Origin of the sequence: Arthrobacter sp. NPDC093125, assembly GCF_044754225.1 — a bacterium.
Taxonomy (GTDB): Bacteria; Actinomycetota; Actinomycetes; order Actinomycetales; family Micrococcaceae; genus Arthrobacter.
Genome location: NZ_JBIVOQ010000001.1, coordinates 108,176 through 128,200 on the forward strand (window position 1 = coordinate 108,176; position 20,025 = coordinate 128,200).

The 20,025-nt window shown below is 67.2% G+C and carries 16 protein-coding genes; 9 read left to right on the top strand and 7 right to left on the bottom strand.

The features are described from left to right. Positions 1-5: 5 nt before the first annotated feature. Positions 6-647 (bottom strand): YitT family protein, encoded by a 642-nt coding sequence (locus ACIP9X_RS00470; protein ID WP_400477755.1) that lies wholly within the window; start codon positions 645-647, stop codon positions 6-8. A gap of 60 nt (positions 648-707) precedes the next feature. Between ACIP9X_RS00470 and ACIP9X_RS00475 the strand changes: the two genes are divergently transcribed. Both ACIP9X_RS00475 and ACIP9X_RS00480 read left to right on the top strand, forming a co-directional pair. Further along, positions 708-2,183, top strand: coding sequence for a PLP-dependent aminotransferase family protein (locus ACIP9X_RS00475; protein WP_400477756.1), 1,476 nt, complete (start codon positions 708-710; stop codon positions 2,181-2,183). A gap of 146 nt (positions 2,184-2,329) precedes the next feature. Then, positions 2,330-3,292: an RluA family pseudouridine synthase gene (locus tag ACIP9X_RS00480; RefSeq protein ID WP_400478511.1), complete on the top strand. Its 963-nt coding sequence runs from the start codon at positions 2,330-2,332 to the stop codon at positions 3,290-3,292. On the opposite strand, the gene ACIP9X_RS00485 is transcribed toward ACIP9X_RS00480, so the two are convergent. Next, complete coding sequence (locus tag ACIP9X_RS00485) at positions 3,237-3,821, bottom strand: O-acetyl-ADP-ribose deacetylase (RefSeq protein ID WP_400477757.1); 585 nt, start codon at positions 3,819-3,821, stop codon at positions 3,237-3,239. The two genes, ACIP9X_RS00480 and ACIP9X_RS00485, sit on opposite strands and share 56 nt — an antisense overlap. An 81-nt stretch (positions 3,822-3,902) precedes the next feature. On the opposite strand from ACIP9X_RS00485, the gene ACIP9X_RS00490 reads away from it, so the two are divergent. After that, positions 3,903-4,532 (top strand): DedA family protein, encoded by a 630-nt coding sequence (locus tag ACIP9X_RS00490; RefSeq protein WP_400477758.1) that lies wholly within the window; start codon positions 3,903-3,905, stop codon positions 4,530-4,532. A gap of 15 nt (positions 4,533-4,547) precedes the next feature. Here the strand turns inward: ACIP9X_RS00490 and ACIP9X_RS00495 are convergent, their stop codons facing one another. Further along, positions 4,548-4,853, bottom strand: a complete 306-nt coding sequence (locus ACIP9X_RS00495; RefSeq protein WP_400477759.1) for a hypothetical protein — start codon at positions 4,851-4,853, stop codon at positions 4,548-4,550. A gap of 630 nt (positions 4,854-5,483) precedes the next feature. On the opposite strand from ACIP9X_RS00495, the gene ACIP9X_RS00500 reads away from it, so the two are divergent. Next, positions 5,484-6,686: a hypothetical protein gene (locus tag ACIP9X_RS00500; protein ID WP_400477760.1), complete on the top strand. Its 1,203-nt coding sequence runs from the start codon at positions 5,484-5,486 to the stop codon at positions 6,684-6,686. A gap of 143 nt (positions 6,687-6,829) precedes the next feature. Here ACIP9X_RS00500 and ppc read toward each other — a convergent pair whose 3' ends face one another. Next, positions 6,830-9,649, bottom strand: a complete 2,820-nt coding sequence (gene ppc / locus ACIP9X_RS00505; protein WP_400477761.1) for a phosphoenolpyruvate carboxylase — start codon at positions 9,647-9,649, stop codon at positions 6,830-6,832. Positions 9,650-9,917: 268 nt separating this feature from the next. Here ppc and ACIP9X_RS00510 point away from each other — a divergent pair, with 268 nt between their 5' ends. Next, on the top strand, positions 9,918-10,748 hold the full coding sequence (locus ACIP9X_RS00510; protein ID WP_400477762.1) for a DUF1684 domain-containing protein: 831 nt from the start codon (positions 9,918-9,920) through the stop codon (positions 10,746-10,748). A gap of 142 nt (positions 10,749-10,890) precedes the next feature. Here ACIP9X_RS00510 and ACIP9X_RS00515 read toward each other — a convergent pair whose 3' ends face one another. Further along, complete coding sequence (locus ACIP9X_RS00515; protein WP_400477763.1) at positions 10,891-12,090, bottom strand: acyl-CoA dehydrogenase family protein; 1,200 nt, start codon at positions 12,088-12,090, stop codon at positions 10,891-10,893. Next, positions 12,087-12,881 (bottom strand): SDR family NAD(P)-dependent oxidoreductase, encoded by a 795-nt coding sequence (locus tag ACIP9X_RS00520; RefSeq protein ID WP_400477764.1) that lies wholly within the window; start codon positions 12,879-12,881, stop codon positions 12,087-12,089. Before ACIP9X_RS00520 ends, ACIP9X_RS00515 begins: the two co-directional genes overlap by 4 nt. Before the next feature lie 110 nt (positions 12,882-12,991). On the opposite strand from ACIP9X_RS00520, the gene ACIP9X_RS00525 reads away from it, so the two are divergent. The 4 genes from ACIP9X_RS00525 to ACIP9X_RS00540 all read left to right on the top strand — a co-directional run bounded on the left by ACIP9X_RS00525 (position 12,992) and on the right by ACIP9X_RS00540 (position 18,241). Beyond that, positions 12,992-14,245 carry a glycoside hydrolase family 76 protein gene (locus tag ACIP9X_RS00525; protein ID WP_400477765.1) on the top strand — a complete coding sequence of 418 codons (1,254 nt, stop codon included), beginning with the start codon at positions 12,992-12,994 and terminating at the stop codon, positions 14,243-14,245. Between the two features lie 180 nt (positions 14,246-14,425). Next, on the top strand, positions 14,426-15,472 hold the full coding sequence (locus tag ACIP9X_RS00530; protein ID WP_400477766.1) for an iron ABC transporter substrate-binding protein: 1,047 nt from the start codon (positions 14,426-14,428) through the stop codon (positions 15,470-15,472). Positions 15,473-15,476: 4 nt separating this feature from the next. After that, positions 15,477-17,069: an ABC transporter permease gene (locus ACIP9X_RS00535; RefSeq protein ID WP_400477767.1), complete on the top strand. Its 1,593-nt coding sequence runs from the start codon at positions 15,477-15,479 to the stop codon at positions 17,067-17,069. Further along, on the top strand, positions 17,066-18,241 hold the full coding sequence (locus tag ACIP9X_RS00540; protein ID WP_400477768.1) for an ABC transporter ATP-binding protein: 1,176 nt from the start codon (positions 17,066-17,068) through the stop codon (positions 18,239-18,241). Before ACIP9X_RS00535 ends, ACIP9X_RS00540 begins: the two co-directional genes overlap by 4 nt. A gap of 21 nt (positions 18,242-18,262) precedes the next feature. Here the strand turns inward: ACIP9X_RS00540 and ACIP9X_RS00545 are convergent, their stop codons facing one another. Continuing rightward, the gene (locus tag ACIP9X_RS00545; RefSeq protein WP_400477769.1) at positions 18,263-19,933 is read right to left on the bottom strand and encodes a glycoside hydrolase family 32 protein; all 1,671 of its coding nucleotides are present in this window, start codon (positions 19,931-19,933) and stop codon (positions 18,263-18,265) included. Positions 19,934-20,025 lie beyond the last annotated feature (92 nt).

The window sequence follows — 20,025 nt, forward strand, 5'->3', positions numbered from 1 at the left end:
GGTCCTCAGGGGGCCGGGACCGGCTCCTCCTGAGCCTGGTCCTCTGAGCCGCGGGCGGGAGCCTTGTCTGCGGCCGGGACCATGAAGTACGGCAACAGAAGCTGCACCAGGGGTCCGATGGCCAGGGCGTACACCACAGTGCCCACTCCCACGGAGCCGCCAAGCAGCCAGCCCGCCCCCAGCACTACCACTTCGATGAGGGTTCTGGATGTGCGGACGGACCAGCCGGTGCGCCGCGCCAGGCCGGTCATGAGGCCGTCACGGGCCCCCGGGCCAAAGCCCGCACCGATGTAGCAAGCAGACGCGATCCCGTTAAGCACCACCGCGCCGGCCAGCAGCGCAATCTGGCCGCCCAAATGTGAGAACGCGGGGATCAGGGCCAAACCGACGTCGGCAAACAGGCCCACCAGCACCGCATTGCACAGCGTGCCGAACCCGGGCCACTGCTTCAGCGGAATCCACAACAGCAGCACCAGGAAGCTGACGATGATGACCACGGTGCCGATGCTCAGCCCGGTCCTGCCGGCCAGCCCCTGGTGGAACACATCCCAGGGATCGAGGCCGAGTCCGGCACGGATGAACATGGCCAGGGACACGCCGTACATGGCAAGACCGGTGAAAAGCTGAAGAAGTCTGCGAGGCATCATTGTTCTATCCTCTCCTCCAACTGGCCTTGTTTTCCATGGCCAGTCTGAAATACTGGCCTCATGTCCGGATCCCTCAATCCTGCCGCCTTGGCCCGTCTCCTCGGCCAGTGGCACTCCGGTGCCGCACCCGCCTACCGGGAGCTGTCCGACGTCGTGCGCCTCCTCATCCTGGACGGCCGCATCCCGCTGGATACCGCGCTGCCGAGCGAGCGGACACTGTCCGCCACCCTGGGACTCAGCCGCACCACGGTGACTGCCGCGTATGCCGCCCTGCGCGAACAGGGGTTCCTCAGCAGCGGCCAGGGCAGCCGCGGCCGGACTTGCCTTCCCCGCCCTTCCGGTCAGGCCGGAGGGCTGGGAACGGCCAGCCTGTCGGGCGCCCCGGGACTCGCCGTTCCGGACGGGGTCATCGACCTCGCCTATGCGTCGCTTCCCGCCAGTGGCGAAGTGGTGCACCGCGCATTCGCCGCCGCCCTGACCGAACTCCCGGCGCTGCTGCCGGGGTTCGGCTATGACGCGCTGGGCGTCCCGGCACTCCGGGACGCCCTCGCAGCCCGGTACACCGCCGTCGGTGTGGCCACCTCGCCCGCCCAGATCCTGGTGACCTCCGGCGCGCAGCACGCGCTGAACATCGTGCTGCGCGCCCTGGCCGGCAGGCAGGACAAGGTGCTCGTGGAGCACCCCACGTATCCGAACGCCCTCGACGCCATCCGGGCAAGGGGCTGCCGGATCGTCCCGGTCGCGCTGCCTCCGGCGCCTGAAAAACGGTGGGACATGGAGGCGGTGGAGTCGGCCCTGGCGCAGCAACGGCCCAAACTGGCCTACGTGGTGCCTGACTTCCACAACCCCACCGGTCGGCTGATGACGGACACCGATCGCCGCCGACTGGTCAGCGCTGCTGCGGCCTCGGGTACGGTGCTGGTGGCGGATGAAACGCTCCGGGAACTGAACCTCGACGGCCGGGAGGCAGCGCCGCTGGCATCGTTCAGTCCGGCGGTGGTGTCCATCGGATCCCTGAGCAAGTCGCACTGGGCGGGGCTGCGGACGGGCTGGATCCGCGCCTCCGAGAGCCTGATCCAGCCCTTTGCCGCGGCCAGGACCACCATGGATCTCGGCGGCCCGGTCGTGGAGCAGCTGGCGGCCGCCCATCTGGTGCGGTCCCTTGAAGAGCCACTGCCTGCACGGCGGGCGGCACTGCGGAAAAGCCGGGACGTCCTGCTGGACCTGCTCCAGGAGCACCTGCCGCTGTGGCAGCCGGAACGGCCCGACGGCGGTCTGGCCGTCTGGTGCCGCCTGCCTTTCCCCAGCAGCACCGCCCTGGCTGTCACCGCCCCCGACTTCGGCATCCGACTCGCCGCCGGACCGCGCTTCGGCACGGGCGGTGTCTTCGAGAACTACCTGCGCGTGCCCTTCACCTTGCCGCCGGACAAGCTGGAAACTGCTGTTCTCGCCCTGCGCTCGGCCCAGGACCGGCTGGACTCCTCCCCGCAGCTGCGACGGAAGCTTAAGGATTCCCCCGCCGTCGCCATCGCCTGACCCGACCGCCTGACCGGGCGCCCGGCGCGGCCGCCGTTTCGATGGTTCCCTGCGTACTCGATGCCCGGCCCCTGCGTGTCAGCGTCTAGCGGGACAGGAACTGTCGAAACGGCCGGGGCGGCGCGGCAAAGTAGAATGGACCGGTGATGCAATCCCCCCTCCCCGTGCGCGACGGCGTGAACGCGACCCGTCTGCGACTGCCGGAGGAGGGGCCGTGGGACACGGCGATGGATTACATGATGCACCGCTGGGGCCACATTGATCCGCAAGGCATCGAGGACCGGTTCGACGCCGGGGAGATCGTTGGTGAAGGCGGCGTTCCGCTGGACCGGCGCACCAGGCTCGAGGACCACACGTTCATTTGGTACTACCGCACCCTGCCTCCGGAGACGCGCCTGCCGGTGGAGCTGAACATCCTGCATCAGGACGATCACATCCTAGTCGTGGACAAGCCGCACTTCCTGCCCACCACGCCCGGCGGAACCTACATCCAGGAATCAGCGCTGGTGCGGCTGCGGAACCAGCTGGATCTTCCCGACCTGATTCCCATGCACCGGCTCGACCGCATGACCGCGGGCATCCTGCTCCTGTCCACCAACCCCGAGACCCGCGGCAAGTACCAGGTCCTGTTCGAGAAGCGGCAGGTGCAGAAGGAATACGAGTGCGTGGCCGCAGCGGAACCCGCCACCGGGCATCCCGCCGTCGACTTCCCCGTGGTGGTGCGGAACCGGATGACCAAATCCCGCAGCTACCTCCTTGCGGAGGTCGTTGAAGGTGAGCCGAATGCTGAAACCAGGATTGACCTGCTGAGGACGTTCGACGCCGGAACTCCCGACGGCGGCCGTCCCGCCGGTTCCGCTGCCGGCCCGCGCCGCGGCCTGTACCGGCTGGAACCGCACTCCGGCAAAACCCACCAGCTGAGGGTCCACATGGCGTCGCTGGGGCTGGGCATCCTGCACGATGCCTTCTACCCGGAACTGCTGGATAAAGCGCCGGACGACTACACCAAGCCCCTCCAGCTCCTTGCCCGGGGCATTCGTTTCGTTGATCCCATCACGGGAAAACCGGTGGAATACCGCAGCAGACTGGAGCTGAGCGAAGCCCGCTAGCTGTCCAGCACGTCGCGGAGACCTGCGCAACGTCCTCGCTGAACAGCACGAACTCCACCAGTTCCACCCCCGGCGTTCCTGCATCGGCTTGGCGGGCGCCGTACCCCCGGACCGCCTCGATCGCCACCTGCGCGACCTGACGGGCGTCCCAGCCGTAGGCGCCTGCGCCCACTGCCGGAAAGGCGAGCGAGCGGGCCCCCAGGCCATCGGCGATCCGCAGGCTTACGGTGAAGCAGGAGGCCAGGAGCACCGGGCTTGTCTGGCCGGCATGGCGGTTCGGCCCGACGGTGTGGATCACCCACTTCGCCGGGAGCCGGAATCCGGGAGTGGCAACAGCCGCACCGACGACCAGGCCGTCCTGCAGCTCCCCCGAGCGGAGCCCACGGCATGCCTTCAGGAGTTCCGGTCCCGCCGCCTTATGGATGGCGCCGTCCACTCCCGCACCGCCCAACAAGGAGGAATTCGCCGCATTGACGATGGCATCAACGGGCCGCGAGGTGATGTCACCCTGGACAATGTCAATCCGCATGCAGCCAGTGTGGCACCGCGAACGGATCCGGCGAAGGCTTGGGGAGTCCCCAGCCGGCGCCATGTGCGGTATTTTGTGCGCATGGACTTCGGCAACGCGGACAGCTGGGGGGCCGCGATCTATTTCTGGATCATTCCGGCTGTGCTTGGCGACGCCATCTTCCCGCCCGTCCCCTCCGAGATGGTGCTGATCACGGGAGGGGCGCTCTCCGCCGAGGGCCGCGCCAACCTGGCCCTGGTCGGCCTCCTGGCAGCATCGGCGTCCTGGGCCGGGGACATTGTGGTGTTCCAGCTGTTCAAGCGCCGGCTCAGCCACGTCCTGGACCGCTGGCGGTGGGGGCGGAAACTGCACCACGGCATCCATGACGCCATCGCAAAAGCGGGCCGCTCTTCCACCTACGGCACCATCATTGGCGCCCGCTTCATTCCCGGCGGCCGGCTCGCAACGTCCGCCGCTGCCGGCATCGCCGACGTCTCCACCGGGGGTTTCAACCTTTGCGCCGGGCTGGGTGCCGTCCTTTGGGCCACTTGGCTCGTCGGGCTAGGTTATTTCACGGGCTCCGCCACGGGGCTGCCGTTCTGGGCCAGCTCGCTCATTGGGGTGGCCGCTGGCCTGGTGATCGGCGCCGTCGTCGGTGTGATCGCCACACGCCGGCGCGGCAGCCGGTCCCCTGTTGACGAACCCGACGGACCTGCGGAGACCGCTCCCTAAGCAGAGTGGCGGAGGTCAGACGGGGGCCCACCTGCCGCGGTTGCGGCGGAGCACCAACAGAGCGCCTGTCACGGCAACGCGTTCGACGGCGTCACGCATCAAAGCGGCCGACTCCAGCGCCTGGTTGTTCTCACCGCTGTATTCAGTGGGCTCGACCAGGAAGCGGAGGTTCAGCTGCGGCACGCCCCCGGCTATGTCCAGCTGGTTCGACTCCACGTGGTGGCGGGTGCCCAGGGCTTCGACGGCTGCTGCCATCACGGCCTCGGGAGGGTGGCCCGGTTTCAGCCCGGTGATCTTGAGTCTGGTCTGAAATGACGGCATGCTCCCACCCTAACGGCAGCCACGTCCAGCACCCCGCAACCGCTCCCGCACCCACACGCCGGGCCCGCCCCGCCACCATACGCCAAGTCCACAAGCCGAGCGCGAACGGGCAGTTAAGGCCCTCAAATCGGGCTGAACAGGGCCTTAACTGCCCGTTCGCGCTCAAGGATTGCGGCGGAAAATGTGGTTGTTGCGTTTTGTCCGGGGCAAGCCTATCTTGGCAGGAAAGGGGCGCGATCATGCACGAATTCTCAGGCCCGCAGGGCCTTCCTCACGCCGTTCTGGACCCCGCAGGCGAACGGCCGGCCACTGCACTCGACGTCTGTATCGCGCTGTCCGATGAATCTCCTGAAAGCTGTGAATTTCCGGACACCTTCGAATTCTGTTGCGAACCCAGTCTGGTCTCCACGGAGGTGCCATAGAACAGTGCGTCCACCGTGCGGGTGCGGCGACGAGGCCGGCATCCGCATCCCCTCCGGGCACGACCAATCCGGCACCTCGGCCGGAGCGCTGACATAAGCACACCACTCCCCGCAAGGGCTACCGAAGGAGGCAATGATGCCTACTGATACTGCCCGCAAGGCAGAAGAGGCCCGCTCCCCCATCCAGATTCCGCCAGGTGTGTAGGCCATGCCCGGCGAACTCGGACCGCACCAGAATGACGACAGGATTGGCGTCCTCCTTCAAACCGGCGGTAATGACCGCGTGGCGGCCCCCGGCAGCGCCGAGGACCTGGTCCGGCAAGTGGCGGACATCTACGGATCCGGACTGCGCCGGATCATGGAAATCCTGCAAGATCAAGGAAAGCTGGACGACGCCACGGTGGAGGCGCTGGCGGCTGACAGCCTTGTGTCGGGCCTCCTCGTGTTCCACGGGTTGCATCCCCGCTCGCTGGAAGCAAGGGTAGCCGCGGCGGTGGACCGGCTTCGGCCCTATCTTGGTTCCAACGGCCGTGATGTGGAGCTGGAGGGCACCAGCCTGGACGGCGTGGTGCGGCTTAAGCTGTTCCGTACACAACCGGGGGGTCCGCCGTCGTCCGCTCCGCTCAAGTCCGAGCTGGAAGCGGCGATCAAAACTGCGGCACCGGAAGTCACCGCCGTCGACGTAGCTGTAGTGGAAAAAACGGCCGGGTCACCGGACCTCATTCCCGTGGACGCACTGCCTGTGCGGGCAAACAATCCTGCAGACGCAACACCCGCAGCGCCCTGGCAGGACATGTCGGGCGGCACCTGGGAACCGATACCGGAAATCGCCGGGCTCGAATCCGGCGAGGTCGCCGCTTTCCTGATTGGCGGCTATCCGGTACTGGCCTGCCGCACCGGTCAGGACCTTTACGCGTACCGCGACTTTTGCCCGCGCTGCACTGGCTCCATGGCCGGCGCCACCCTGCACAGGGCCACTGACATCCAGGCCGGCGCCAGCCTCCTCAGCTGTCCCACCTGCCGCGGCCATTTTGACGTGCGTCATGCAGGGGCCTGCCTCGAGGACAAGGACCTACACCTCGATCCGCTTCCGCTCCTGATGCAGGGCGGAGTGCTGTGTGTGGCAGTCCCGAGGGAAGCCAAGCCAGCTACACCCCTAACGGCCGTCACCGCGCCTTCGGGTCCGGCAGAAGCGACACCGGCACAGGCCATTCCGCTGGTTGCGCCTGCAGGACAGACAGCCGCCCCGGTGCTGGCCCCCGGACCCGCGTCACCGGCGGTACCCTCACCGGCTGTGACCGCTCCGGCGGTATCCGCCTCCACAGTGTCAGCGCCCTTTGTGACCGCTCCGGCACATCCTGTGACGGCAGCGGCCGCGGAATTGCCGGCGGCTGCAGCGCAGGACAGATGACTTATCGGCCGGCAAGGAGTGCGAAGCAGCCGCCTCCCGCGGGCGCCCCTTGCCCCGAAAAGTGAGGAAGCGTCCGAAAATCTCCCGCAAAAGGTGAGGAAGCGTCCGAAAATCTCCCGCAAAAGGTGAGGAAGCGTCCGGGGTTAGCCCGTGTTGCGGAGACCTGCGGCGACTCCGTTGACTGTGATCAGCATGGCGCGCTGCAGGCGTTCGTCGATCTCGCCACCGGAAACGGTCTTGCCTTCCGCGGCCTCCGTGCGCACACGGCGCAGCAGCTCCACCTGGAGGTAGCTGATGGGGTCAAGGTACTGGTCGCGGATCTCCAGGGAGCGCTTCAGCGTGGGCTGGGCATCCAGGAGCACGTTTTCGCCGGTGAGGTTCTGGATCTCGGCAACGGTGAGCTCATACTCCTCGCGGATGGCGCGGAAGAGGTGGTGCAGCTCCTTGGGAACCAAGGTGTCCACGTAGTAGCCCGCGATGTCCAGGTCCGTTTTCGCCAGGGTCATCTCGACGTTGGAAAGGACGGAACGGAAAAAGTGCCAGCCGTCCATCATCTCCACGAGCTGGGAGGAGTTGCCGGCCTCACGGGCGGCCCTCAGGCCGGAGCCCACGCCAAACCAGCCGGGCACAATCTGCCGTGACTGAGTCCAGCCGAACACCCACGGGATGGCGCGCAGGCCTCCCAGCCCGGCGCCGGAGTCCGGACGCTTGGACGGCCGGGAGCCGATGTTCAGCGACCCCAGCTGCTCCACGGGAGTGGAGGCCATGAAGTAGGCGGGCAGGTCGGGGTCGTCGATGAGGCTGCGGTAGCGGGCGAAGGCAGCGTCCGAGATGATTTCCATGACATGGCCGAAGCGCTCGCGCTGGTCATCGGAGGTGCGCGGCGTGCGGTGCAGCGCGGAACCCTGCATGACGGCCGCGAGCGACAGCTCCAGGTTCTCCCGGGCCAGCTCCGGCAGGGAGTACTTGTCGGAGATAACCTCACCCTGTTCGGTGAACTTGATTTCGCCTTCCAGGACGCCGTTGGGCTGGGCCATGATGGCGTCGTAGGTGGGTCCGCCGCCGCGGCCGACGGAACCGCCGCGGCCGTGGAAGAGGCGGACCCGGACACCGTGCTTGGCGGCGACGTCGCGCAGCTTCCGCTGGGTCTTGTGGATCTCCCACTGGCTGGTCATGACGCCGGATTCTTTGTTGGAGTCCGAGTAGCCGAGCATGACTTCCTGGATGTCGCCGCGCAGCCGGACCAGCTCCCGGTAGGAGGAGTCAGACAGCAGCTGGTCCACGATCTCGGCGGAGGCACGCAGCTCCTCCACCGTTTCCAGCAGCGGCGCGAAGCCGATCTTGGCGTACGGGGCGTCCCCGAAAAGGCTGACCAGGCCGGCCTCACGGGCCAGGACGGCAGCGGCGAGGACGTCGTCGGCGCCCCGTGTCATGGAGATGATGTAGGTCTCGATGACCTCCGGACCGTAGGTGCGCAGGGCGCGCCGGATCTCACGGAAGACGTCGTACGTGCCGTCAGAGACGCCGTCGAGCTTAATCGGGTGGCCGGACAGCGGACGGCGGGAGGCCAGTTCGGCGCTCAGTACCTCAAGGCGCTGTTCACGGGTCAGTTCCGCGTACCGGATGCCGGGCCCGCCGAGGCGGTCCATGAGCTGGCCGACCGCATCATGGTGGTGGTCCGCGTGTTCGCGGATGTCCAGGGTCGCCAGGTGCAGGCCGAAGGAGGCGATCGCGCGCCGGACGCGGGCCAGGGCACCGTCGGCAGCGAGGGATGCCGAGTGGTTGCGCAGCGAGAGCTCCAGCAGCTCGAGTTCGGAAATCAGCTCCTCGGTGGAGGTGTAGTCGCGGCCCGGCTGGTGGGCTGAGCCCGCACCAACACGCTTGGCCGTGTTCATGAGCTTGGCCTTGATGCACGTGAGCTTGAGCCGGTAGGGCTCCTGCGCGTTGAGTTCAAGGATCCGCTTGTCCAGGCCCGGGAGCTTGGCAAGGTCGGTCTCGATTGAGTCGAGCAGAGCCTGGTCCGCGCCGGCGAGCGCGGTGGAATTGGACAGGACCGAGATCAGCTCGTCGATCATGGCGATGCTGATCCGCACCGCGTTCTGGTTCTGCAGCTGGAGGATTTCGTGTGTCACGGCCGCGGTGACGTTCGGGTTGCCGTCCCGGTCACCGCCGATCCACGAACCGAACTTGATCGGCGCGCTCTGTGCCGGGAGCGTGACGCCGTGCTCTTCCAGGAGCGCGGACAGGTCCGTGAGCATCTCCGGCAGTGCGTCGGTAAGGATGCTGTTGAGGTAATAGATGGCGTTCCGGGCCTCATCCACCGGGGTGGGACGTACCTGGCGCAGCTCATCCGTCTGCCACATCTGGTCGATCATCTCGGACAGCTGGCGGTCCTGCCGGCGGCGGGCGGTGGTGCCCTCCGCGGTGGGCTGGGCCAGCACGTCCGACAGCTTGCGGATCTTGTCCAGCACCGAACGCCGCGAGGCCTCGGTGGGGTGGGCCGTGAAGACCGGGCGCACGTCCAGTTCGTTCACCACTTCCTGCAGCACCGCGGGGCCGGCCTGCCCGGCGATGTCCTCCACGGCCTTGGCCAGCCAGCCGTCCTTCTCCTGCCGCGTGCGCAGGCCGCGCACCCGGTGGACCTGCTCGGCGGCGTTGGCGAGGTGGAAGTAAAAGGCGAAGGCGCGGACCAGATCCGTCGCCTGCTCAAGCGGCAGGGAGGCGAGAAGCTCGCGGACCTGGGCAACGACGTCGTGCGCGCTCCACGGACCCGTGGCGTCCGCCCCGCCGCGGGCGGCTTCCTTGGATTCCTTGGTGAGGAGGCGCACCTGCTCCACAAGATCCAGGAGTTCAGGGCCGTGCTGGCGGACCAGCGATTCGCCCAGCAGGGTGGAAACGCGGCGCACGTCGGCGCGGAGTTCGGCGGCGAGATCTGTTTCAGGATTGATTGCAGTGTCAGCCATGGAAACTATCTTTCGAGGGTTCGGACTTTGCTCGTACACTGCGCTGGATACTGTGAGCCGGGTTACTTGTTCCTATGGCATATTACCCGCAGGCCGCCGGGGCCGGGAATATGTCCGGATGCTGTCGCGGCCTTGGACAGGGCGCGCCGCCGCAGTACGGGCCGCCCGAGGGCCGCCTCCATTGCTGCAAAAGTGCCGGCGGAATGAAGTCCCGCGGCCTGAGGTTGTAGCTGGCGGTTGTACAGGCAGCACCCGCATTGGAGGAATATTGAGCACCGCACCCGACGCCCAGCTGCAGCGCTGGCAGCGCTTCCGCACCAACCGCAACGCCGCACTCGCAGCGGAGCACGGCTGGCTCACGCTCACCTCGTTCCAGTGGCTCGAAAGCCAGCCCTCCGCCGTCGACCTCGTCCCCGGCCTGTGGTCGGCGGACAGCACGACGGCGGCCCTCACCGCGTCCGCGTCGGACGGGTTCACGCTCGTATCCACCGGCGAGCCTGTGGACGGGACGATTGCGGCGCGGCTCGCCAATGAGGAGTCGCTCATGTGGGTGCAGTTCGGCGGCCCGGACGGCACTCAGGTCGTGGTGGAACTGGCCATGCGCGCCGACAGATACGCCATCCGCACCAGGGATTCGCAGTCGCCGGTGTTTACAGAGTTCGACGGCGTGCCCACATTCGAGTACCGGCCCGACCTCGTGGTGGAGGCCCGGTTCGAGCCGTATCCGGAACCGGTGGACGTGCCGATCGCGACGGCGAACCCGCTGGTGGACGGGGTGCACCGCAGTGTCGGCGAGCTGGTCTTCCGGCTGCCCGGGAAGGACCACGAGTACCGGCTCCATGCCGAGGAGGAGAAGCTCGGGGCCCTGACCGTCACGTTCCACGACGAGACCAACGGGGACAGCACTGACGAATGGCGGAAGGTGTCCACGACGCGCCCCCGGGTGGATGCCTCCGGTAATGCGACCGTGGTCCTGGACTTCAACCGCGCCATCAACTACCCCAGTGCGTTCACGCCTTACGGCACCTGCCCCATGCCGGTAAGGAACAACAGCCTGGACGCCCGGATCGAAGCCGGCGAAAAGCGCCCAACTCCCTGAGCGCGAACGGGCACTTAAGGCCCCGCCCCACCCGCGAACGGACACTTGCGGCCCGCCCCGCCGGATGGAACAGGGCCACAACTGTCCGTTCGCGCGGGGTGCTTAAGTGCCCGTTCGCGCTACGAACCTGCGGGGACGAGGGTTACGTGATCGCCGAGACTCCGGTGATGGCCCGGCCCACGATGAGGCTGTTGATCTCGTAGGAGCCTTCGTAGGTGTAGATGGCCTCGGCGTCGGCGAAGATCTTGGCCATCCGGTAGTCCGTGACAATGCCGTTGCCGCCCAGTAAGGACCGGCCCGCGGCCACCGTTTCCCGCATCCGCGCCGAGGTGTAGGACTTGGCCAGCGCCACCTGCGCCATGTCCGCCCCACCGCCGTCCTGCAGCTGCGCGATCCGCGCCATCATGCCCATGCTCGCCACGGCATTGCCCAGCATAGACACGAGCTGCTGCTGGATGAGCTGGAACTTCGCCAGCGGCCGCCCGAACTGCTCGCGTTCGACGGCGTACTGCCGGGCGACGTCGAACGCGGCCAGCTGCTGCCCCACCGCCTGCCACGCCACCATGATCCGCGAACCCCGCAGCAGCTCATTGGTGTCCTCGAAACTGCTGATGCCGGCAAACCGGTCGGCCTCCGGGATGCGGACGTCCTCGAACAAAATGTCGGCGTTCTGGACGGTCCGCAGCGCGATCTTGTTTTCGATCCGCCGGCGGCTCACTCCGGGAAGGCCCGCGTCAACGATGAATCCGCGCACTGCACCGTCCGCCTCGTCACGGGCCCATACAAGCATGTAGTCGCAGAACGTCCCGTTGCCGATCCAGCGTTTGGCGCCGTTCAGCACCCAGCAGTCGCCGCCGTCGTCGGCACCTCCCGCAATCAGGCGCGCACGGGTCTCCATTCCCCCGGCGACGTCGGAGCCGTGCCCGGGTTCGGTCAGCGCGAAGGCGCCCGTGGTGCGCAGGTTGGAGGCGTCAGCGAGCAGCCGGTTCCGCTGGTCCTCGGACCCGAAGCCGTGCAACGCATCGACGAAGAGATCGTGGTGCACCAGGAAAAACGTCGCGATCGAGGTGTCCACCCGGGTCATTTCGGCGATCACCAGCCCGGCGAAGAGGTTGCTGTAGCCACGCCGGGTGGGGGTGCTGAGCTCCAGCGCGGCAAGCTGCGGCAGGAGGTGCGCCGGGAATTCGGCCTTGTTCCACCAGTCTTCGGCGTAGGGCGCGATCTCTGTCGCGAGGAACGCGCGCAGTTCCTGGAGCTTGCGCCGTTCCGCCTCGCTGAGCAGCGTTTCGTACTCGTAGAAATCCGCCGTGGGCAGTGCCTCGATCGCGGTGGAGGACCTCATTTCGGGCCCATCCGGATGGCGCCATCAAGCCGGATGGTCTCGCCGTTGAGCATGGCATTGTCCACGATGTGCGCGACCAGGTTCGCGTACTCGGCGGGCCTTCCGAGGCGGGACGGATGCGGCACCTGCTTTCCCAGCGAGTCCTGGGCCTCGGGCGGGAGGCCGGCCATCATGGGTGTTTCGAAGATGCCGGGCGCGATGGTCACCACCCGGATCAGCGACCTGGCGAGCTCACGGGCCAGCGGCAGGGTCATGGCCGCAACGCCGCCCTTCGAGGCCGCGTAGGCGGGCTGGCCGATCTGGCCGTCAAAGGCGGCAACGGAGGCGGTATTGATGATGACGCCGCGCTCCTCGCCGCCCAGCTCCGTGAAAGCCGGCTCCGTGCCGGTCATTGCGGCAGCGGCCAGGCGGACGACGTTGAAGGTGCCTACCAGGTTGATCTGGACGACGCCGCTGAAGGTTTCCAGCGGCAGGACGCCGTCGCGGCCCAGCACCTTGCCGGGGGTGGCGATGCCGGCGCAGTTCACCACGATCCGCAGCGGACCCAGCGCGGATGCGGCGTCGACGGCGGCCTGCACCTGGTCCTCGACGGTCACGTCCGCGGGAACAAAGACGGCCTTGTTGCCGGCGGCTGCCCGGGAATTCAGTTCGGAGGCCAACGCCGCGCCGGCAGAAGAGCCGAGGTCCACGAGCACCACTGACGCGCCGGCGTCGAACAGCCGCCGGGCAGTGGCCGCGCCCAGTCCGGACGCCCCGCCCGTGATCAGCGCGACAGAACCCTTGATGTCCATACATCCTCCTTGATGCGGCAGCCAACACGTCCTTAGTTAGTGAATGTTAACTGAAACCAGCCGGCAGTGCACCTCCCCGGCGACGCGCAGCGGTTCGCTAGGCTGGCAGGATGGAACAGCCCGACGCGTCACCGAGCCCCGCGGACCGGCCGCTCCCCGGCGGGGCAACTACCCCTCAGGACTGGGCCGCCCGCGCCGATGAAGCCGCGCGCTCGGTCACCCGGATGTTCGGCCAACGCCTGTTCTTCCTCCCGGGAACCCACCTCGCCGCCACCGTCCGGCCCACCGGGCGGCTCGGGACCCTCACCCGCCCGTGGCACTACTGGTGGCAGGCGCACTACCTGGACTGCCTCGTGGACACCGGCCGCCGCGAACTCGGGCTGGCCGGCCAGGCGCTGGCCGCATTCGACGGCGGCGCAAGCCGGAACGCCGGCAGGCTCGCCTCGCGCCTGCTCACCGGCATCTGGCTGCGCAATTTCTGCACCTTCGTCAACAACTACTACGACGACATGGCCTGGCTGGCCCTCTCCGCTCTCCGCCTCGAGCAGCTGGCAGAGGAAAACCGCCGCCCGATTCCCCGCCGGCATGCCCGCATTCGCAGGCGCCTGACGCTCCAGTTTGATTCCGCCTCCACGGCTGACCTCGGCGGCGGCACGTTCTGGAGCACCAAGCGGGACTTTAAAAACACTCCTGCGACGGCTCCCGTGGCGCTGTACTACGCCCGCACCGGCAAACCCGACAAGGCCCAGGCACTGCTGGACTGGCTCGGCGCCAAACTCTTCGACGCGGGCCGGGGATTGTACCTGGATGGCCTCCGCATTGGCCCGGGCGGCGAACCCAGGCTGGAGAACGCCGTCTACACCTACAACCAGGGTCCGGTGCTCGGCGCCCTCCTGGCGCTTGGCGGCGCAAGGAACCTGGAGCGGGCCGCGGTGGTGGTCGATGCAGTTGCAGGGCACCTGACGGTGACTGGAACAGGAATAGGCACGGACAGCGGCTACGTTCTCCGCTGTGACGGAACCGGCGACGGCGGGCTGTTCACCGGAATCCTCACGCGCTACCTTGCGCTCGCCGCCCGTGACAGACGCCTTTCCGGGGCAACCCGGAGTACGGCGGCACGGCTGGTCACGGACACGGCGGAGGCGCTGTGGTCCGGTCGCAGGTCCGTGGCACCCGGCGAAGCCCTCGCCCGGCATGGCGGGGCGGAGCGCCTCGTTTTCTCCTACGATCCGCAGTGGGCGGCGAGCGATGCGTATCCGCCGGGTGCCGCCGTCGAACTCTCCACGCAGCTCCAGGCCTGGATGGTACTGGAGGCGGCCGCGGCGGTGACGGCGCCCGGGCAACCGGTCACTCCCGGCCAGTAACGAACAGAGCCGGCAGCAGAATTACGTCACGCCGTACTCGCGAAATCGATGTGATACTGGTCACTTAATCGTACTGACTTAGGTATGGCTAACCTACAGTTTTGGGACGTGACTACCCGGCATTATCCCCGGTTCGTCAGGACTGAGGTCGGCCTGATTTTTTCCAGAAAGAAGCCTTCAATGAAGATCCGCAAGAACGCGCTGGCCGGCATCGCACTCGCCGCCACCGCAGCGCTGGGACTGGCTGCCTGCGGCAGTTCCCCTGCCCCGGCCGGTTCCGCCTCAGCAGAAGCCGCCAACGGCGAGATCACGGTCTACAACGCCCAGCACGAAAGCCTCACCAGGGAGTGGGCAGACGCGTTCACCGCGGAAACAGGCATCAAGGTCACCCTCCGCCAGGGCTCCGACACCGAGATGTCCAACCAGATCGTCCAGGAGGGCGCCGCCTCCCCTGCCGACGTCTTCCTGACCGAAAACTCCCCAGCAATGGCGCAGGTGGAGAATGCGGGCCTGTTCGCGGACGTCAACAAGGACACCATCGCGCAGGTTCCGGAGGAGTTCCGTCCCTCCACGGGCAAGTGGACCGGCATCGCTGCCCGCTCCACCGTCCTGGTGTACGACAAGAACAAGCTGAACGAGGACAAGCTGCCCAAGTCCATGCTGGATCTGGCAAAGCCTGAGTGGAAGGGAAAATGGGCCGCCTCGCCCAGCGGCGCAGACTTCCAGGCCATCGTGTCAGCCCTGGTTGCGCTCAAGGGCGAGGCGGCAGCCGAGGCCTGGCTCAAGGGCATGAAGGAGAACTTCACCGCCTACAAGGGCAACAGCACTGCCATGAAGGCCGTCAATTCCGGTGAGGTCGAGGCCGCCCTCATTTACCACTACTACTATTACGGCGACCAGGCCAAGACCGGCGAGAACTCCCAGAACGTCGCGCCGTACTACTTCAAGAACCAGGATCCCGGCGCCTTCCTTTCCATCTCCGGCGGCGGAGTGCTCAAGTCCTCCAAGAACGCGGACAAAGCGCAGGAATTCCTGAAGTTCATCACCGGCAAGAAGGGCCAGGAAGTGCTGCAGAAGGGCACCTCCTTCGAGTACGCCATTGCTTCGGGCGTCCCGGCCCACGAAAAGCTGGTGCCCGTCAAGGAACTGCAGGCTCCGGCGGTAGACCCGGCCAAGCTGAACTCCGCAAAGGTCACCGAGCTGATGACCAAGGCGGGGCTCCTGTAATTCCGTGACCACGCGGGTATCGTCACCGGAGTTTTCCGGAAGCACGACGACGGCGGGCCGGGGCAAGCGCCCCCGCCCGCCTTTCGGCGTCTCGGCGGTCGCCGTCCTGGCCGTGCTGACGGCGCTGTTCTCGCTCATTCCGCTGGGCTACGTCATCTACATGACAGTGGCCACCGGCTGGGAAACCGCAGCCGGCCTGATCTTCCGCGAACGCGTGGGGGAACTGCTGCTCAACACGGTCCTGCTGACACTCCTGACTGTTCCGCTCTGCGTGGTCCTGGGCGTAGGCGGGGCGTGGCTGGTGGAGCGGACCACGCTGCGGGGCCACAGGGTATGGGCCGTGATTCTCGCCGCACCCCTGGCCATTCCGGCCTTCGTGAACAGCTATGCCTGGGTTTCCGCCGTTCCGTCCCTGCAGGGCCTGTTCTCCGGCGTGCTGATCGCCACCCTCTCCTACTTCCCGCTGGTGTACATTCCGGCCGCGGCTACCCTGAGCCGGCTTGATCCCGCCGTCGAACAGTCGGCAGCTTCGCTGGGGCTGGATGCCTGGCGGACATTTTTCCGGGTGGTCCTGCCGCAGCTGCGGATCGCCATGGCCGGCGGCGCCCTCCTGGTCGGGCTGCACCTGCTGGCCGAATACGGCGCCTTCGCCATGATCCGCTTCGACACCTTCACCACGGCGATCATGGTGCAGTACCAGTCCACCTTCAACGGCACTGCCGGCAACATGCTCGCCAGCGTGCTCGTGTTCCTCTGTCTCCTCCTGCTGCTGGCCGAGGTCAGGACCCGGGGGACCGCCCGCTACGCCCGCATCGGTCCGGGAGCCCAGGCGAGGGCGCTGCGGCTTCCCCTCCGCGGCTACCAGGTCCCCGCCCAGCTGCTCCTGCTGGCGCTCGCGGCCCTGGCGTTCGGCCTCCCCATGGTCTTCGTGCTGCGGTGGATCGTGGCCGGAGGCCAGGCAATATGGGTGCCGGACGAGCTCGTCCCTGCGCTGCTGCAGACCCTCGGTTATGGATTCGCCGGCGCCCTGGTGACCACAGCGGTGGCGTTCCCCTTGGCCTACCTCGCAGTGCGGCATCCCGGCTGGTTCAGCAAAACGCTGGAGCTGTCCAACTACATCACCAGTTCCCTGCCCGGGATCGTGGTGGGCCTCGCCTTCGTGACCGTCAGCATCCGGCTGGCGCCGGATCTCTACCAGACAGCGGGCGTGCTGGTCGCCGCCTACATGCTGCTGTTCATCCCCCGGGCGCTGGTGAACCTCAGGGCGGGGCTGGCACAGGCACCCAAGGAGCTGGAGGAGGCAGCCCAGTCGCTGGGAACGCCGCCGCTGCTGTCCTTCTTCCGCGTGACGCTGCGGCTCACGGCCCCGGCAGCTGCCGGAGGTGCCGCCCTCGTGTTCCTGGCCGTCGTCACCGAACTCACCGCCACGCTGCTCCTTTCCCCCAACGGCACCCGGACGCTCGCCACCGAGTTTTGGAACAAGAGCAGCGAAATCGATTACGCCGGGGCAGCCCCTTACGCCCTGCTGATGATCGTGATTTCGTCGCCCATGACGTACCTCCTCTTCCAGCAGTCCAAGAAAGCAGCGGGACAGTGAACGGACAATCCACTTCCAGGCTTCCCGAACCCCGGATCTCCCCAACCGTGGCGCCCAGCACCAACAGCCATTTGGTGATAGAGGACGTCACCAAGAACTTCGGCTCCCATTCTGTGCTGAAGGGCATTAATCTCTCGGTGGCCAAGGGCGGCACCACGGCCATCGTTGGCCCGTCGGGCTCCGGCAAGACCACCCTGCTCCGGCTGATCGCGGGGTTCGAACACCCCGGCACGGGCACCATCTCCCTGAACGGCAGCACCGTGGCCGGGGACGGCGACTGGACACCTGCGCACAAGCGCCACGTCGGCTACGTGGCGCAGGACGGCGCACTCTTCCCGCACCTGACGGTGGGCCGGAACATCGCCTTCGGGCTGAGTCCTTCAAAGCTCGACGGCGGGCGGCGGGCTGTGGCGGCGCGGGTGGCGGAGCTGCTCGAGATGGTGTCGCTGGACCCAGGCATGGCCAAGCGTCGGCCGCACCAGCTGTCAGGTGGACAGCAGCAGCGGGTGGCACTCGCCCGCGCCATGGCCCGCGAACCCGAACTCATGCTCCTCGATGAGCCGTTCTCCGCGCTGGACGCCGGGCTGCGGGTGGCCACCCGGCGTGCCGTGGCCAAGGTCCTCAACGAGGCCGGGGTGACCACCATCCTGGTGACCCACGACCAGGCGGAGGCGCTGTCCTTCGCCGACCAGGTTGCGGTGATGCGCGGCGGCAGGCTGGCGCAGATCGGCAATCCCTTCGTCGTCTATACGCGACCGGCGGACCGGGCCACCGCGGAGTTCCTGGGCGACGCCGTCATCCTTGACGCCTGGCTGGAAGGCTCCCTGGCCACCTGCTCACTGGGCGGCATCCCGGTCAGGCGCCCGCCGGCCCAGGGCCGCGTCCAACTGATGCTGCGGCCCGAGCAGATCCGCATTGCCGAGGATGGCCCGATCCGAGGGGTCGTGGTGGACACCGACTACTTTGGGCCGGAGACAACCGTGCGGCTGAAGCTCGCCGTGCCGCCAGGGCTCGCCGGCGCCATGCCTGACCACCGCTACCCGGGCGGAGGGGAAGTGATCACGATCCGGCACTGGAACGCCTCCATCGCCCAGCCCGGGGCGGAGCTGTGCCTGCGCGTGGTGGGCGAGGCAGTGGCGTTTCCAATGAACGGCGACGGGCCGTCCGTGTAGTGCTTTCCGGTTGCCGGGCTCCTAACCGGCGGTGGCCATGGGCGTGTACGTGAAGGATTTCAGCGCCATGCTTCCACCGGCCGTGGCGGCGTTGATGGTGTGCTGGCCGTCCCGTGGGAACACGAGTGACGTGAAGCTCTGCTCGCCGCCGTTGACGAAGACCTCTACGGACGAATAGTCCACGAAGATGGTAAGCTCCACCGTCCCCCGCCCTTGTGCCTGGCCGCCGCGCGGAGGGCTGGAGGCGGTGCGCCGGTCGGTGAACACCGGGCCCAGCGGCTCCACGCCCGGGACCACCGCTGCCCTCGACACGAAGGCGGTTTCGTCCTTGAAGTTGTACCCGATGGTGGCGAAGTCCGCGCCGCCGCTGCCGAGCTTCAGGAGAGCCTCGGTGCCGTCGTCATCCGGACGCCGTTCAAAGGCCACATCCAGCCGGTACGCCCCATTGGCGGGCACCGGCAGTGCCCCCGCCCCGTTCTCGACAGCCCCGTCCTGAACGATCCCCTTCTGGGCGATGCGCCGGTCGGTGACGGCCTGGGTGGTGCCTTCCAGAGCCGACAGCGCCTCAGTCGGGGCAGACACGAGGGAGGGCTTGCCCCCGACCGTCTTGAGGCGGATGTCCCGCACCAGGGAATCGGCGCCGCCCTGCCAGTCAGACGTAGGAAGCTTCCGTGCGTAGGTCCAGTTGTTCATCCAGCCGATCGCCTTGCGTGATGCCATCCGTTCGTTTTCGGGCAGCCGTGGATCGTCCCAGGTGACGGCAGCATAAAAGTCCGATCCGGCGTCGAGCCACTGGTGCTGTTCATCCGCAGGGGTGAACCTGGTGCCGTCCCACCTTCCCGTCCAGTAAGCCACGCCCGTTGTCCGGCCTTCCTCGGAGCCGTTGGCGCTGGCGGCAAGGACCCACGTGCGTTTGGCGGGATCGCCGTCGACATCCAGCTGGAACAGATCCGGGCATTCGAGGATCCCCAGCCCCTTGCGTTCAAAGGCGGAGGCGTACCGCCATTCCTTGAGGTCATGCGAGGTGTAGAAGCCGATTTTTTCGCCCTCCGCCAGGGCCATGACCCACTGCCCGTTAGCTGCATCGCGCATGATTTTCGGATCCCGCCAGTGCTCGGCGCCGGGGTTGTCCATGACCGGGTTGCCGTCATAGGACTTAAAGCTGTGGCCTTTGTCCGTGGAGTAGAACAGGGACTGCCGCTGCACGCCTTTGTCCTGCTGGGTCAGCACGGCGATGACGGTGTCCTTGCCAAAGCCCGCCGTGTTTTCGGTATCCACAACCGCGCTGCCCGTTTCGATGTCACCCAGGCCGTTCTTGAATTTTTCAATGGCCACGCCCTGGTTTTTCCAGTGCACCAGGTCGGTGCTGGTGACGTGGAACCACTCGGTGCCGTTCCCCTCCGGATGGTCGGCGTTGTAGAGGTAGTAGTAGTGCCAGACCCCGTCCAGCAGGAACGGCCGCTGGGGATCGTTCATCCATTCCTTCTCCGGCGTGAGGTGGTAGGCCGGGCGGAACTGTGATGACCCCTCCGGGCGGCTAAAGCTCTGTTCCTGTTGGATTCCGTTCTCGGGTTCCCGGGGTCCGCTGCCCACCCCGATTGCCGCGGCCACGGCGAGCAGGACAGCCAGGGAAGCGGCCACCGCGATCCAGCTCGCGCGGGGACCAAGTTTTCGAAGGGAATACCGTTGCATGTCCGCCGATCCTCGGAAAATGATGAAGCGCCGGCGGGCCAAGGGCCACTGCCGGCGCTGCACGGGCAGGATTCAATTTTACCGCGACCACG

Excerpts from the sequence above, each read along its gene's own strand:
- ACIP9X_RS00520 (WP_400477764.1), bottom strand. The coding sequence starts at position 12,881 with ATGGACATCAAGGGTTCTGTCGCGCTGATCACGGGCGGGGCGTCCGGA.
- ACIP9X_RS00475 (WP_400477756.1), top strand. The coding sequence starts at position 708 with ATGTCCGGATCCCTCAATCCTGCCGCCTTGGCCCGTCTCCTCGGCCAG.
- ACIP9X_RS00515 (WP_400477763.1), bottom strand. The coding sequence starts at position 12,090 with ATGAGGTCCTCCACCGCGATCGAGGCACTGCCCACGGCGGATTTCTAC.
- ACIP9X_RS00495 (WP_400477759.1), bottom strand. The coding sequence starts at position 4,853 with ATGCCGTCATTTCAGACCAGACTCAAGATCACCGGGCTGAAACCGGGC.
- ACIP9X_RS00490 (WP_400477758.1), top strand. The coding sequence starts at position 3,903 with ATGGACTTCGGCAACGCGGACAGCTGGGGGGCCGCGATCTATTTCTGG.
- ACIP9X_RS00485 (WP_400477757.1), bottom strand. The coding sequence starts at position 3,821 with ATGCGGATTGACATTGTCCAGGGTGACATCACCTCGCGGCCCGTTGAT.
- ACIP9X_RS00500 (WP_400477760.1), top strand. The coding sequence starts at position 5,484 with ATGCCCGGCGAACTCGGACCGCACCAGAATGACGACAGGATTGGCGTC.
- ACIP9X_RS00530 (WP_400477766.1), top strand. The coding sequence starts at position 14,426 with ATGAAGATCCGCAAGAACGCGCTGGCCGGCATCGCACTCGCCGCCACC.
- ACIP9X_RS00480 (WP_400478511.1), top strand. The coding sequence starts at position 2,330 with ATGCAATCCCCCCTCCCCGTGCGCGACGGCGTGAACGCGACCCGTCTG.
- ppc (WP_400477761.1), bottom strand. The coding sequence starts at position 9,649 with ATGGCTGACACTGCAATCAATCCTGAAACAGATCTCGCCGCCGAACTC.
- ACIP9X_RS00525 (WP_400477765.1), top strand. The coding sequence starts at position 12,992 with ATGGAACAGCCCGACGCGTCACCGAGCCCCGCGGACCGGCCGCTCCCC.
- ACIP9X_RS00545 (WP_400477769.1), bottom strand. The coding sequence starts at position 19,933 with ATGCAACGGTATTCCCTTCGAAAACTTGGTCCCCGCGCGAGCTGGATC.
- ACIP9X_RS00470 (WP_400477755.1), bottom strand. The coding sequence starts at position 647 with ATGATGCCTCGCAGACTTCTTCAGCTTTTCACCGGTCTTGCCATGTAC.